12 protein-coding genes are annotated in these 14,880 nt (G+C 41.4%); 6 read left to right on the top strand and 6 right to left on the bottom strand.

Features of this window, described 5'->3' with window-relative positions; genetic code table 11:
• Window positions 1-21: 21 nt before the first annotated feature.
• The 6 genes from dapF to P0M28_RS06365 all read right to left on the bottom strand — a co-directional run bounded on the left by dapF (window position 22) and on the right by P0M28_RS06365 (window position 4,766).
• A complete protein-coding gene (gene dapF / locus P0M28_RS06340; protein ID WP_302208820.1) occupies window positions 22-807 on the bottom strand; it encodes a diaminopimelate epimerase in 786 nt (261 codons plus the stop codon).
• 209 nt (window positions 808-1,016) lie between these two features.
• A complete protein-coding gene (locus tag P0M28_RS06345; RefSeq protein ID WP_302208821.1) occupies window positions 1,017-1,670 on the bottom strand; it encodes a response regulator transcription factor in 654 nt (217 codons plus the stop codon).
• Window positions 1,660-2,466 carry a sensor histidine kinase gene (locus P0M28_RS06350; protein WP_302208822.1) on the bottom strand — a complete coding sequence of 269 codons (807 nt, stop codon included), beginning with the start codon at window positions 2,464-2,466 and terminating at the stop codon, window positions 1,660-1,662. Before P0M28_RS06350 ends, P0M28_RS06345 begins: the two co-directional genes overlap by 11 nt.
• Window positions 2,427-2,798: a hypothetical protein gene (locus tag P0M28_RS06355; protein WP_302208823.1), complete on the bottom strand. Its 372-nt coding sequence runs from the start codon at window positions 2,796-2,798 to the stop codon at window positions 2,427-2,429. Before P0M28_RS06355 ends, P0M28_RS06350 begins: the two co-directional genes overlap by 40 nt.
• 289 nt (window positions 2,799-3,087) lie before the next feature.
• The gene (locus P0M28_RS06360) at window positions 3,088-3,852 is read right to left on the bottom strand and encodes a hypothetical protein (protein ID WP_302208824.1); all 765 of its coding nucleotides are present in this window, start codon (window positions 3,850-3,852) and stop codon (window positions 3,088-3,090) included.
• Between the two features lie 272 nt (window positions 3,853-4,124).
• Window positions 4,125-4,766: a response regulator transcription factor gene (locus P0M28_RS06365; RefSeq protein ID WP_302208825.1), complete on the bottom strand. Its 642-nt coding sequence runs from the start codon at window positions 4,764-4,766 to the stop codon at window positions 4,125-4,127.
• A gap of 825 nt (window positions 4,767-5,591) precedes the next feature.
• Here P0M28_RS06365 and P0M28_RS06370 point away from each other — a divergent pair.
• The 6 genes from P0M28_RS06370 (at window position 5,592) to P0M28_RS06395 (ending at window position 14,842) form a co-directional block, all read left to right on the top strand.
• Entirely contained in the window at window positions 5,592-6,293 is a 702-nt protein-coding gene (locus P0M28_RS06370; RefSeq protein ID WP_302208826.1) for a hypothetical protein, read from the top strand.
• Window positions 6,294-7,188: 895 nt separating this feature from the next.
• Window positions 7,189-8,328, top strand: a complete 1,140-nt coding sequence (locus tag P0M28_RS06375; protein WP_302208827.1) for a hybrid sensor histidine kinase/response regulator — start codon at window positions 7,189-7,191, stop codon at window positions 8,326-8,328.
• A gap of 38 nt (window positions 8,329-8,366) precedes the next feature.
• Entirely contained in the window at window positions 8,367-11,117 is a 2,751-nt protein-coding gene (locus P0M28_RS06380; RefSeq protein ID WP_302208828.1) for a PAS domain-containing protein, read from the top strand.
• On the top strand, window positions 11,083-11,499 hold the full coding sequence (locus tag P0M28_RS06385; protein ID WP_302208829.1) for a response regulator: 417 nt from the start codon (window positions 11,083-11,085) through the stop codon (window positions 11,497-11,499). Before P0M28_RS06380 ends, P0M28_RS06385 begins: the two co-directional genes overlap by 35 nt.
• Before the next feature lie 68 nt (window positions 11,500-11,567).
• A complete protein-coding gene (locus P0M28_RS06390) occupies window positions 11,568-12,692 on the top strand; it encodes a hybrid sensor histidine kinase/response regulator (protein WP_302208830.1) in 1,125 nt (374 codons plus the stop codon).
• Window positions 12,693-13,072: 380 nt separating this feature from the next.
• Window positions 13,073-14,842, top strand: a complete 1,770-nt coding sequence (locus P0M28_RS06395) for a PQQ-dependent sugar dehydrogenase (RefSeq protein ID WP_302208831.1) — start codon at window positions 13,073-13,075, stop codon at window positions 14,840-14,842.
• The last annotated feature ends 38 nt before the right edge of the window (window positions 14,843-14,880 follow it).

Below are 14,880 nucleotides of genomic sequence, written 5' to 3' on the forward strand. Positions count from 1 at the left end.
ATTATTGATAATAAACCTCATTTAGACAAAAACAGTGCCCTCGAACACCATAACGGCGGGGCCTGTCATAAAGACGTGGCTAAACCCTTGGTTCTCTTCTCGTTTAAACGCAATGGTTAGCTGCCCTCCTTTGGCCTGAACCCTGATGGGGCTCACTAAATTATTGGCATGTGCTAACGCTAGCGCAACCGCCGTAATGCCCGTACCGGATGATAGTGTTTCGTTTTCTACCCCTCGTTCGTAAATTCGCATCTGTACCTGACCATTAATCGTTTGCACAAAACTAGCATTAGTGCCCTCGGGCATAAAGCGATCATCGTAGCGTAATTTCCGGCCTTCAGTTATTACATCGTAGCCTGACAGCAATTGATTTTCGGGCAAGACTCTGACAAAATGACGGGTTCCAGTATTCAGAAAGAAGCCATCTTCGTAATCATCTACCTCAGAAACATCTGATAAGTTTACGGTAACTTGCTCCGCTTCAATGGTGGCAGTATGCGCTCCGTCGTGAGCCAGAAAGCTGGTTTCCGCGCCAATGACCCCTAAATAGTTAGCCAGATGTACAGCGCAGCGCGCCCCATTGCCACACATAGCTACTGAACCATCGGCATTGTGGTAAACCATCTCAAAATCGTAGGTAGAATGTTGGTTCAGTAAGATGATTCCATCGCCACCTACTCCAAACCTTCGGTCGCACAGCCAAGCAATAAAGTCCGTATTCTCACTAGGAAATATCGACTCACGATTGTCAAACATCACAAAATCATTTCCGGCTCCGTGGTACTTATAGAAATGAAGCGAATCCATGCAACGATAATTAGATCGGCCAAGATACAAAAATTACCTAGGGCTTATTAAGATGATGGGGAAATTTAGAGCAAAGCAATAGTGAGCAGTATGTGAATTCGCTCAATCTTTATCAGCTGCATACGAATGAGCGTAGTTGTACCAAGCACATCATAATCTGATATGCGCTCACAGCGGTTTTTTATCAGTGGATACTGTAGCGTGCCCGCCTACAATTCAAGTATCTTAGATTTTATAGCGAAGCGGATAAGCCCGATAGAATTTTTTGCCCCGGTTTTTTCCAGCAGGCTTCTTCGGTAGTTTTCTACCGTTCTTACTTTCATATCGATAATTCGGGCAATTTCGCGGGTGGTTTTTTCTTCGCAGAGTAGTTTAAGTACTTGAATCTCTTTCGGATTAAACCGCTCGTACAGCCGAAAGTCGTGCACCATCTGGTAGTCGCGCTGTAGCTTTTGGTGCATAATTTCAGAAATGCCTTGGTTGTAGTAATTGCCCCCTTCACGCACTTTAATAATTGCCTCAGCGATCTCTTTTCTTTCTGCGTCTTTGCTCAGAATACCATTTACGCCAATTTGAAGCAGCTCTTCTATAAACACTGTATCAGTAAAAAATGTAAGCACCAGAATTTTGATGGAGGGAGACGACCGGGTTAGCTGCTTGGCCACTTCTATCCCGTCCATTTCGGGCATGTACAAATCTAAGATAATAAGATCAGGGGTTTGCCTTTCTACCAACCTGAGTAGCTCTTTGCCATCAGCGGCCTCCCGACAGCGGTCATCCGGAAAATGCTGCCTAAAAAGATGCACCATGCCTTCTCGGAAAACCGAATGGTCGTCAGCAATAATTATTTCCTTACTCGCCATGCATCGGAATCTTTATAGAGACGATGTTCTTCTCATCTACGTTGGTTTGATGCAAGGTGCCATTCATGATCGATACTCTAGTCTCGATATTTAGTATTCCTAACCCATTTTGTTGAGATCGCTCTCTTGCTTCCGCCCAATTGTAAGGAGTGCCATTTTCTTCAATATTGATTGCTAACTCACAGACTTGGTCTAACAAATTAACCGAAATAGTTTGAGAATTCCCGTGTTTAATTGCGTTATTAATTATTTCCTGAATCACCCTAAATATCATTAGCGAGGTAGACTCAGGAATATACAATGTACTGGCGTTGGTAGCAAAGTGTATGTCTATTTTATGAGCAACCGCTAGCTTATGGCAGTAGTTGCGTAAGGTATTGATAAGCCCCAATCGTTGGAGGGGTTGGGGCATTAAATCTTGGGAGATAGCTCGCAAATCGCGAATAGAATCGGTGAGCAGCCCCATACTCTCCTGAATAATGTCTTCTGTAGCTGAGCTTAGAGGGTGGGTGCGGAGTTCCGCCAAGTATAATTTTACAGTAGAGAGTTGGGCGCCCAGGCTGTCGTGAATATCCCGACTCAGGCGGCCTCGCTCTTTTTCCTGGCCTTCTATTAGTGCCTGAAGCATTTTTTGCTTCATCTCTACCTGAAGCTCGTGCTCTTTTTGCTTATGTTGGAGCGATTTTCTTTGGTAGGCGTATACAATGGAAATTATGAAAAATAATAATAGTCCCACGAAACCACTGGCAGCAAAAATTAAGAAAGAGATATTGGTTGCGGACGCGGAAGAAGCCATAGACCAATGCTAAAAGCTAGGTATTTAAACAGGCTAAAAAAGTTATGTAGCAACCAGTGAGTAACAAAGTACTCGTAGCCCTGCTTAGCAATGTAGTTGATAAACATAAAAGTAATCAAATTACCTGCAAAATAGCACAGTATTCCCGAATTAATCCAGAACAAAGGGTACCGTTCAATAGCTTCTACCTCCATCCGCTGAAGAATTTGCCAATAAAATAATAGGGATGAACTAGTAAAGAAAAAGGAAGAAACTGTGATAGCTATAGTATCCATCTTGCTAATTCCGGTAATCCACAGTATATCAGCAATCTTAAACAATGTAAATACCATAACAGTGAATACTACACTTTTTTTAATTATTTCATTGTATAGAATGCTTCGATAAAAGAGGGCGAGTATAACATATTCAATCAATGTATAGGTATGCAATATAATTATATTAACCCTCAGTAGATTGTCAAGAAAATATAAGCATAGAACGTCAACACTAAATCCAGATACTATTAGTATGATGATAAAGTTGTATGGCGCAACTATGCTTCTCGACTTATGGATAGCAATGAAAATTGTTATCAGTGGTATGAAAGTAGTTACGTAAGAAGAATAATAGAAAATATTCTCATTCATTAGCTACCAGTAAAGAGTATTCATAACATACAGGCGGACATGGCCAAGACCTATCCGCTACTTTAGCCGGGCCAACTTCGGCAAAGCGCGCACTACTGACATCGAACTCTACGGTGGGGAGTAACTCTAGTTCTTCAATCTCATTAATTCCCATATAAAACCATAGCCCTGGCTCTTCTGCTTCGTCGAGTAGCTCGTGCAGTACCTCCTGCCCGAAGTAGAAAGCCTTCTGGCTTTTGGGGAATAGTTTTTGGTAAAAGTGAGTAAACATTTGCGCTTGATCAATGCTGATGTACGCACCATCTTTGGTGTTTACCGCAATCCCATCAGAACCTTGAGCGTCATCGTGCCACAAAGGTGAAGCTGCGTTGCAGTTAGATGAGCAAGAAGTAGTAGCGTGCACAATAGTTTGGTTAAGTAAATCAGTTCCAGTATCATCTACCCCGGCACCTACTAACTGGTACTGCTGCTCTCCATTAAGCCCTAAGTAAAAACGTACCCCCAAGGCCGACTCTTGGTTGAGCAATTGGTGCAATCGGTCAGCCCCAATAAAGAAAGCACGGGTTTGGTTAGGATACATTCGCTGGTACTTCAACGTCATGGCTTGCCCTTCGGTAAGAGTAATAATTTCTCCTTCTTCACCCGAGAAGTTGAGCAAGGTAGCTGGCGATGGATCTAAGTTAGTCAAATCTTGAGTAGGGTCAGTAGTCTCTTGGCATGCAGCTAAGAATAACAATAATACGGATAAAATTCTCAAATTTAAACATTCCATTTCGGTAAAAATTATTGGTTGTAAATTCTACAGCAACCAACATTTGGTTACTACGAGCAAAGTATTTCCAATAACCTTTAATGGAAAAGCATACTAAAGAATACAGAAAAACAGAATCGTACTAATACGTAAGAAGTGCGTACTATCCCTTACTAGCGAAGATAATACGCTTGGTTATGAGTTTAGCACACCAGGAGCAGGGTAACTCATTAGTTCAGTACCGAATAGTTAAAAGTATGGCTAAATAGAGATAAGACTTAGCGTTCTAGATGGTGGCGTATTGCAAACTTTACCAATCCTACCGTGTTTTTCACCTCGCATTTTTCTAGCAAGCTATTGCGGTGATTATCTACCGTGCGAGGGCTAAGATGTAATGTGGAAGCAATTTCTTTGTTAGTCATTTCTCGACAAATGAGTTTAAGCACTTCAATTTCCCGATCAGTTAACGTTCGTAGTTTAAAAAAATCTCGCTGAAACCTATTCCGTTGAATTAGCTCATCTTGCATTAGTTGTAAAGAAGACTCGCTAAAGAAGTGTTTTCCCTTCATAACCACCTTAATTGCATCACCAATGCACTCTTCATTCTCACCCTTCACCAAAACACCCTGTATTCCCAGCGCAATAACCTCTTGTAAGATTTCCGGATTATCGTGCATAGTAACTACCAATACTTTAGTATCAGTATTGTGGTTGCGTAAATAGCTGATGGTATCTATTCCATCCATTTTGGGCATTTCTAGGTCTATAATAGCAACATCAGGCTGAAAGTGCTTAATGATAGACATCATTTCGATACCATCAGAGGCTTCTTTAATATGTGAATCAGGAAAAAGGCTGGTTAGATACTTGACAACCCCTTGACGGTATAGTAGATGGTCTTCGGCAATTATTATGTTCATGGGTAAGCGTAATCGTTTGTGTAAGTGTGCGGATGCGTAAATTCCGAAAAAATATCTGTAATAGCCAAACTAATTACCGACAAGCTACGCACAAAGATTTGTCTAAGGTATTAGAACCTTTAAACTTATTCTCCACTTCTTTTATTAAAATAAAAATAATATGGCTAAATGGCTAGTTCTTTTTGAATAACCTATACCATAGTGGATAGTATCTTAGTAACTATCATCTGCTTTTTTTGTTTAAGTATTTATATTTATTCATAAACATTATGAGTATCATCGCTAAACTGCCGACTAGGTACATTGTAGCACAACTTATTCTTAGCTATATTCAAGAGTAAAGGCGTTAAAAGCAATACTAACTACCATTAATCATGGTGCTATAACTTACATCTTAGGTGTGTAAGAAATTCTCAGAATACTGCGTAATTACCTCATTCCTTCTGAGTTTTTTAGCTCAAAAGAACGATTAAACCACTCAAAAAATCACCTATTTTCTTCCCAACAAGGTTTTATTACTGCTGATTTAGTACAGCAGCATATATTTCAGCAGCACATTATTTTTTACCTCATGTACGTTTATGACCTCATTTACTGAATTTATATTCTTTGGCTCTGGCTATATTTGAATCGTAGGCAGTTAGCAGAACATTTAATCGTATTGCAGATATTACTCTACAAATATTTCAAGTAAAATTCATAATAGCAACTTGTTTGCTACCTATAAGACCAGTAAAGAAAATGGGCAATTGAGTAGTCACCAATCAGTGCCTCACCTTTAAAGATAAATTAGAATATTGTTTAGTGATGTAAAAGTTTTTCAACATGAAATTTAAAACTATTGTCCTTCTTCTGCTATTTTTGGGGATGTCTACTGCTCTTTCGGTAAGTACACTTCATCAAGTTCAGGCACAGCACATTCAGGCTGATGATATACTACTTAGCGAGAGCAAATTCTACTACCGGATACCGCCTACTTCGGTAAATCATTTTAACATAGGAGATATTGTAGCTGCTCCCTACCAACCAAAACTGAGCATTACTTCGGCTGAAGTAACAGAGGGCAGCCTGCCCAAAGGAATGGCTCTATTTCCTAACGGCTTCATTGTAGTAGAGCAAAGTGACGCAATAGAAGTAGGAAACCACTCACTGACAATTACCACAACTGACGTACAAGAAAACAAGACTACTACTTCTTTATCTATAGAGGTCATTAATTCCAATAATCACACTGATCGTGAAGCTGTTTATCAGATGGAATCGCATTCTATCATTAGCAAATTAGAGGAAGGTGATATACTGGCTCAGCCGATTGATCAAGATGGTAGTATTAAAGCCGCTAAGTGGGTAATGGGTGGCATTCCCCCCGGAACCCGACTTACTGCCAATGGTCAGATTGTAGTCACTGACCCTAAGCTACTGGTGCCTCGTATCTACAATGCGGGCATTGTGACTGTAGATCAATTGGGAGGCGTTACATTTTTTATGGTTACCGTGCCTATTGAAGCTGGCGATGACATACGGTAATAAGATCTGACTACCTTCTCTCGTACATTTGTTCACACAAAATATGTAGTAGAAATATCAATAAGATAAACAATAGAGCTGGTAGTTGAACTACTGCTATTGATGCCCTTCCCACCTATTCCCTGGCAGTTCCTTTCTGCTGATATACCCTTTTATCTCTATATTTCCCTTCTTTTTAGTAAAACACCTTCTAAGGGTGTTTAGCATCGGCAACACGCCCTAGTACTACACACCTGTGTTCCCAAGTTCTGTTCCGTTGTTTCCCACTAAAAATACTGAAGAACCCTGCAAATGTATTGGATACCAGTGGTACACAAGCTGGCATGTAGTTTTCTACCGGCGTGTTGCCTTGCCCACCATTGACCTGTTTTCTGATCTGAAAGTTTAATATGCAATAACCACTGCCAGCAGCTTTCCTAATTTATGTGCCTCTTGGTGCTATCCAGTGGCCAAATTATCATTTACTCAAGATAGCGAAACTCAGAACAGTAAGTATTTTACATTCATCTATCCGATATGATAATAGGAAATAAGTGCATCTCAGCAGTATTGCAAACAAAAACAGCATGTAAAATGTCTTATAATTTTATGCATGTTGTAAATACAAGCAAATATTTATTGTTTATACGATTGAGTAAAAAGACTTAATAATATTATAACATATTTTTGTTTTTTACTTATAGCAATATTCTATAAAGTCAATCTATGTATTTTGTGCCCGGCCTTAGTGCCAAATTATTCCTAATCCTACAGTGCAATTTGCGTATTTTTCCGTTAATTAAGTGAAAATATTACGCTAGTCTTACGCCTCGCATATTCGATTTATTATTAATAAAAATTAAATATGCATATCATTGAAGTGCTTATTTTATCAATGATTCAAACCGCAAGATGTATGCAAAATGTACTGCTCGTAGAGGACAACATGGCCGATGTGCGGCTTTTCCAGGAGTATTTACGAGACCTAAGGCCCTCTTATTCTATTTCTAGTACCGATAGTTTAGAAAAAGCCCGTTGCTTAGATCAAACCCTTTCTTCTAAAGTAGTGGTGGTAGATTTGTCGTTACCTGATACTGCTGGCGAAGAGACCGTAACGTTGGCTACCCAGTATTTTCACGATAAGCCTATCATTATCCTAACCGGATTAGATGATTTAAGTTTAGCGAAAAAGTCAGTGATGAATGGGGTACAAGACTACTTAGTAAAAGGGGAGATTAACCAAACTTCATTACGCCGATCATTACAACACGCCATTGAGCGTCATAAATTGTTGCTAGAAAGCCAACGGCAGCAACAGTCGCTCATGCAGCATAACGAGCATCTTCAGCAGACCAACGAGCGCTTACAGCAATTCACTCATATGCTTTCGCACGATATTCGGGGGCCTATTGCTAATATTTTAGGGTTGGTACAGCTAAGCGAGATGCAGCAAGCCAAAGCAGTTTCTTACACCCCAGAGGTAGAACTAATAGATAGGATTAAGACTACTGCCAGAACATTAGATCGTCATTTAAATGATATTCTATCGCTGTTGCATGAGCAAAATTCCTGGGTAATTCAGTCTTCGCTACAATCATGGGACAATATTGCTGAAGAAATCAGGATATTGTTGAACGAAAAGATTCAGACATCAAAAGCCAAAATCACCACTGATTTTGCCGCCCCTACCATTTTCTACCCCCCGTCGGTACTCAAGAGTATTATGATGAACTTGCTTAGCAATGCTATTAAGTACCGAGAGGTGAACCGACCACTTTCGGTGCATATAGCTACCCAGCAGCTAAGCGACGGAACGTATACTCTTACAGTTAGCGACAACGGAATGGGTATTGATTTAAAAAATCATCGCGAGAAGCTATTCATGCCTTTCCGGCGGTTTCATCCTCACATTGAGGGGAAGGGAGTTGGGTTGTACCTCATCCGTAAAATTGTAGAAGATTTAGGAGGCGAGGTTTCGGTAGAAAGTCAGATTGGTAAAGGCACAACATTTAATTTTCTCTTGCACGATGTACAACTAGATGAAGAAGCTGCGTAATAGCTTCACTAATACATTAAATCCTAATCACCCTGTTCATGGTAGAATCGCCTGATTTTCTCAATCAGATATTATCAAACACACCCAACCTTATTTACATTTTTGATATAGACGCCAACAAAAATATCTATGTAAATCAGGAAATTGGCAATCTTTTAGGGTATTCCCCCGACGAAATAGCAACGATGGGCGATCAGTTGCTCTCTACGCTGATGCATCCGGAAGATTTTCACCGCTATCAGCATAAAAACCTGCCCAACCTGATGGCACTGGAAGATGGACAAACAACGGAGTTCACTTACCGGATAAAAACTAAGCAAGAAAACTACCGGTGGCTTCTTTCCCAAGAAAAAGTGTTTAAACGAAACAAACAGGGTAAACCAATGTGGATATTGGGTAGCACCCAAGACATTTATCGGGATGTAGACATTGGCAGTAAGCTACCTACTTTTCAGCATCACGAAGAGCCCGAGAGTCACTACCTGAAGGAAGAGCTATACGAACTAGTGAAGACCAAACAGCGAATTTTTGATTTCATTCAGAAGTCTTCGCTTGACGGTTTGTGGTACTGGGATTTGGAAAACCCCGAACATCAGTGGATGAATGCTGAATTTTGGACCACTTTAGGATATGAACCGGCTGATATGTCCCATCGAGCCGATGCATGGCAAAATATTATCTTCCCCGAAGACCTGAAGACAGCAACTGAAAATCTTACCAAACATTTGGCCGACCCAGTGCATCCTTACGACCAATTGGTACGCTATCGTCATAAAAATAACGCTACAGTGTGGATTCGCTGTCGGGGAATGGCGATTCGCAATGAAAAAGGTACGCCTACTCGAATGCTAGGTGCCCACGTAGATGTTACCATCTTAAAAGAAAAAGAAGTAGAACTAAACCGAACGAAAGATCTACTAGAGCAAACCAATACCGTTTCTCAGGTGGGCGGATGGGAGGTAGATTTAGTTCAAGATATTGTATATTGGACTGAAACTACCCGGGGAATTCACGAAGTAGCGGCCGATTTTGTTCCGGATCTTACTACCGGAATTGGCTTTTATAAACCGGGCGATAGCCGAGGTACCATAAAACGCGTAATAAAGAAGGCAATAGAAAAAGGTGAGTCCTTCGATGTAGTACTACAGATTGTAACCGCCCGGAATAACGAGCGTTGGGTCAGGGCTATTGGTCGGGCTCACTTTGATGGTGATACTTGTACGCGGCTCTACGGTTCTTTTCAAGATGTTGATCAACAAGTAAAAGCACAGGAGGAATTCAAAGTCTTCAAACGGTTTTTTAAGCAGTCTGGCGATTTGATGGCTGTGTTGGATAGTAATGGTATCGTTCGTGACATCAATCCTGCTTTTGCGGAATCGCTCCGGGCGAAAAATCAAAAGCTGACCGGGCAACCGTTCTTATCATTTATTCATGCCAACGATCGATCAGGAGTAGAAAAGCACCTTCAGCTCGGCGATGACAATGAACAGTTTACTCGGTTTGAAGCTAGTCTAACCTCCAATCAAGTAGTAGACTGGCGCATTACTCCCGATACCTATCAGAAAATTTATTTTATAATAGGTCGGGATATTACCCAAGAGCAAAAGGCTGAGCGTGCCAAAATACAAGCTAGACTAGAGTTAGAAGAAAAAGAACGCTACTTAAAGTTGCTAGCCGATAATATGACTGACATGGTTTGTTTACATGAACCCAACGGTAATTATCTCTACGTGAGTCCGTCGGCATACACTTTAACGGGTTACACTCCCGACGAGCTACGGATGCACCCTCTTGAGTATTACCTTCACCCTGATGATGTGCCAACCACTCCGCCAAAAGAGTTATTCAGAACATTGCTTAGCAACCCTACTGACGCATCGGCGGTAGCTGAATCTGATTATAGGTTTCGTAAGAAGAATGGTGCGTACATCTGGCTAAACACCACCTCAACTGCTATAACAATTGATGGGGACGTTATGGCTCTTACTTCCTCTTCACGAGATATTACGGCCAAGAAAATCGCCGAAAGAACATCGGTTCGTTATCAAAAACAGCTACAGCGCTCTAATGACGAACTAAAAAATTTCGCCTACATTGCTTCGCACGATTTGCAAGAGCCTCTACGTATGATTAGCAGCTACTTACAGCTACTGGAGCATCGCTATAAAGATAAGCTCGATCAAGATGCGCGCGATTTTATTGGCTATTCGGTAGATGGTGCCGAACGAATGAAACGGCTTATTAATGCACTATTGGATTACTCCCGGGTAGAACGCCGCTTCGAGCAACGTTGTGAAATTGACCTGAACCAAGTGGTTCAAGTGGTTCGGCAGAATTTGTCAGTAAGTATGCAAGACAACAATGTACAGCTTCACTGCGAAAACTTACCGATCATTTATGGGAACGATACCCTCATGATTCAACTCTTTCAAAATTTAATTAGTAATAGTATTAAATTTAAATCAGATAACAGTGTAAATATTAGCATCGGTGTCCAAGAAAAAAGCGATTTCTGGCTATTTTCAGTAAAAGATGATGGAATTGGTATAGAAGAAAAGTATCAAACCAAAATTTTTACTATCTTTAAGAAACTTAACTCTCATATCAGTGGTACTGGTATTGGTTTGGCCGTTGTAAAGAAGGTGGTAGAGCTGCACCAAGGTGAAGTTTGGGTTCAGTCCACATTGAATCACGGCACAACAGTATTTTTTACCTTAACTAAAGCGGAGAGCTATGGGAACGATGAACCTAACAGTGAAAACGAAATCAGTCTTGCTGGTGGAGGATAACCCCGGCGATGCTCGATTAGTGCGCGAGGCTCTCAAGGATAGCCCAGATCCCTTGAAGCTTGTTGTAGCCAGCGATGGGCAGGAGGCTCTTGATATGTTAAAAACACTACGGCCTGATATTATCCTTCTAGATTTAAATCTACCCAAAGTAGACGGACGCGATGTACTAAAGTCTATCAAAAGTACACCCCACTTAAGAAGAATTCCGGTGGTGATCTTGTCTACTTCAGAAGCTGAGCTTGATATTAACAATGCTTACGATGCTCATGCTAATTCCTACATTACCAAACCTCTAGACTTTAACCAATTTACCAATATCATTCATGATATTCAGCACTACTGGTTAGGTTCCTGCGTAGTGGGGCCTACCCCTCTAAACTAAGCACACGCTAGCTGATAAAACCTTGACCATCAGCTTCGTGCATTTGTACCCTTACAAAAGCAATGTACATGAAAGGTGGTCCTTATAAACTGCTGGTGATAGAAACGAATGTTGCAGGAAGATCTGACTGGAACACCCAAGAGCTTTATTGGGAAAATCAATTTCAAATCGACTTGTTTGACGACCTCCAGCAAGCTGCTCTTTCTGCCGACCGTCATCCTTACGACGGAGTTATTATCAGTGTAGATTTGCTCGATCCTATTAATAATAAACTGCTGAGCCGAGCTTTATATTTGTTCGCCCGCTTGCCCATCATCATACTGTCTAGTGTAGAATCTCCCCTGATAGAGCAGCGCTTTGTAAAGTTAGGATTTCAAGATTTCTTAGTTAACGGGCAATACGAAATTTCTCAGTTGTGCCGTAGCATTGTGTGTGCTATTGAGCGAAAAAGATTGTTACAATCTTACCAAGCAAACCCGATACTAGAAGGTAAACCTAACACTCCACAGCAAACAGAAACATTAATTGCCGATTTAATGGCTACCCTTCAGCCTTCTGTCAATGAATTGGGGCTAGCGATTGATAAACTCAATGGCAACGAAGTAGTGTCTCCTACTGGCTCCAAAAGCTACTTCCCACTAATAAAGCAATCTAAGGAGAACCTAGAAAAGAGATACATTCGCTTCTTCCATATACAGCAAAGCTTAAAAGCTATTGACAAGGCCATTCAGCCTTTTATGCTAACTCCTACCGCCGACTTGGTGATGCGGAGTTTTTCCTCTACCCTAGATTTTTTGAAGGCTAAAACTCAGCTAAAGATTTCGTGTCATCAATGGTATGGTTCCTACGAGGCATTTTGCGAAATTCTGTATCAGCTTGTGTCTAATGCCATCAAATTTCGCTCTAATCGCCGCCAGCTTCAGTTGCAAATAGGTATGAGAAAGCTACCCAACGGCGACCTGAAACTTACGGTAGCCGATAATGGGTTGGGCATTGACTTGCGTTACGATAAAGGGAAAATTTTTCAACTTTTTTACCAAGAACATTACCGGGATGCTCGTTCGGGCGATGGAGCTGGATTATACATTGTTAAAACGCTGGTTGATTTTTATCGTGGTACCATCAATATTAACAGTCGGGTGAACCAAGGTAGCATAATATCTATCTACTTACCAGATCGCCTTTCCGATTAGAGTTTAAAGCAGCAGCGTACCCTAATGGTTACTGATTTGCTTTTACTTTAATGCGTCTCATCGCACAAATTACGTCTTTCTTACCCTACCAATTACTACTTGTGCTTAGCTTTTCTCGCAGGGAAATTAGTAAGCCGCGTATGTCTCTGGGCCTGAAAATGGGTCAGAATATCACGTGCTAGTCCAGAAAAGAAACGCTCTACAATACCCCTGCACTGTTTGTAAATATAAAAGGTATTCAATAAATAATTCTTTATTATTTGCTATTTCTAAATAATAAAGTACATTATTTTACTCTATTCATTGCCAGATAATTCATGGTGAAGTACCAATATTGCGTTCCCTTTTGTATCTTTATTGTCGCACTATTTAAATGAATTATGCCAAGATACGTCCTACCACTATTAGTTCTAATCACTCTCAGCCTATTCTTTCTAACATCTTGTGGTTCCTCTCAATCGCAAGAAGCCTCTGCTCAAGATTCACCCGAAGTAAGTTTTGTCCGCGATGAACTGTCAGTACAGCACGGTCAGGAATTGTTTAATCAGCACTGCGCGGCTTGCCATAACTTTCAGGAGACTAACATTGGTCCCAACTTAAGTGGAGTTACCTCTTCAGTGGATAAAGATTGGCTCGTCTCTTTTATCAGCAATGCCCCTGAAATGATAGATAGCGGCGATGAGCGGGCTCAGCAACTTTTTAAGAAATACAACCTATACATGCCCGCTTTCACCATGCTAGACAATCAGCAGATTGAGCATATTTTAGGGTTTATTCATAAATTTTCGCAAGGCCAGAAAAAAAGTCAGAATAACCGTCCGGGAGGCATATTGAATCCGGTAAAGGAAAAAATACCAGTAGCCAACCTTCGGTTAGTATTAGAAGAAGTGCTAACATTACCTGCTAGTGACACTGCTTCTCCACTAGCTAGAATCAATAAATTACTGGCAATAGAGAGCAGCCAAGGTGAACGCCTCTTCATTCATGACTTACGAGGTAAACTCTACGAGATCACCGATCGTAGTACCTCGCAAGCATACTTGGATATGAACAGTGAATATCCTGATTTTATTCACGTTCCCGGCTACGGCACCGGTCTCGGTAGTTTCGCCTTCCACCCTGACTTTGAGCAGAATGGCCTACTGTATACTACGCATACTGAACCTGCTAATGCTGCTCCAGCAGATTTTCCCCTGCCCGATAGTATTGATGCTAAGCTTCAGTGGGTACTGGTAGAATGGAAAGCCGATGATCCTAAAACTAAAGGCTTCTCCGGTGCTCAGCGAGAGTTATTACGGGTAGATATGGTATCTCATGTGCATGGTTTTCAGGAAATCACCTTCAACCCACTGGCACAACCCGGCGAGGCAGACTATGGCCTACTCTACCTCGGTATGGGTGATGGTGGAGCTGGTATGCGTTACCCGTTCTTATGCGATACCAAGGAGCAAATCTGGACGAGTGTGATCCGCATCGATCCGCTAGGCGAGAATAGTGCTAACGGCCAGTACGGTATTCCTGATGATAACCCATTTATAAATGAACCTACCGCAGTACACGAAGTTTGGGCTCGGGGTTTTCGCAATGCTCATCGTATCTCGTGGGATAGAACAGGTTCAGGAAAGATGTTTATTTCTAATATTGGCCAGCATAGCGTAGAAGAAGTGAACCTGGGAGTAGCAGGGGGTGACTACGGCTGGCCCAACCGCGAAGGTGTATTACTGTTTGATCCGATGGCCAATCCTGAACTAGTTTACCCGCTTCCAGCCAACGATTCGGGTTACGTATATCCGGTGGCGCAGTACGACCACGACGAAGGCAACGCTATTTCGGGTGGTTTTGCCTACGCTGGCACTGAAGTACCGCTGCTAAAAGGAAAATACATTTTTGGCGACATTCCCCGAGGTAAAATATTCTATTCCGAAGTAGATGCAATGGAACTTGGTCAGCAGGCTCAGGTTTACCAGCTAAGTATTGAGTTTGAAGGCCAGACGACTGATTTACCAACTCTTACCCAAAGCAGGCGGGTTGACCTTCGGTTTGGCCTAGATGGTGCCGGAGAGCTTTATCTCTTTACTAAGGCTAACGGGGCACTGTACAAGGTGATAGACTGCAAAGACACTTCAGCTTTAGCGATGATTGATGATTGATGATTGATGATTGATGATTGATGGAAGTTAATTTTTCA

This window comes from Tunicatimonas pelagia (assembly GCF_030506325.1).
GTDB classification, from domain to species: domain Bacteria; phylum Bacteroidota; class Bacteroidia; order Cytophagales; family Cyclobacteriaceae; genus Tunicatimonas; species Tunicatimonas pelagia.

Coding starts and splice junctions, on each gene's coding strand:
- P0M28_RS06390 (WP_302208830.1), top strand. CDS start 11,568: ATGAAAGGTGGTCCTTATAAACTGCTGGTGATAGAAACGAATGTTGCA.
- P0M28_RS06345 (WP_302208821.1), bottom strand. CDS start 1,670: ATGGCGAGTAAGGAAATAATTATTGCTGACGACCATTCGGTTTTCCGA.
- P0M28_RS06355 (WP_302208823.1), bottom strand. CDS start 2,798: ATGGTATTTACATTGTTTAAGATTGCTGATATACTGTGGATTACCGGA.
- P0M28_RS06370 (WP_302208826.1), top strand. CDS start 5,592: ATGAAATTTAAAACTATTGTCCTTCTTCTGCTATTTTTGGGGATGTCT.
- P0M28_RS06395 (WP_302208831.1), top strand. CDS start 13,073: ATGCCAAGATACGTCCTACCACTATTAGTTCTAATCACTCTCAGCCTA.
- P0M28_RS06380 (WP_302208828.1), top strand. CDS start 8,367: ATGGTAGAATCGCCTGATTTTCTCAATCAGATATTATCAAACACACCC.
- P0M28_RS06375 (WP_302208827.1), top strand. CDS start 7,189: ATGCAAAATGTACTGCTCGTAGAGGACAACATGGCCGATGTGCGGCTT.
- dapF (WP_302208820.1), bottom strand. CDS start 807: ATGGATTCGCTTCATTTCTATAAGTACCACGGAGCCGGAAATGATTTT.
- P0M28_RS06350 (WP_302208822.1), bottom strand. CDS start 2,466: ATGGCTTCTTCCGCGTCCGCAACCAATATCTCTTTCTTAATTTTTGCT.
- P0M28_RS06365 (WP_302208825.1), bottom strand. CDS start 4,766: ATGAACATAATAATTGCCGAAGACCATCTACTATACCGTCAAGGGGTT.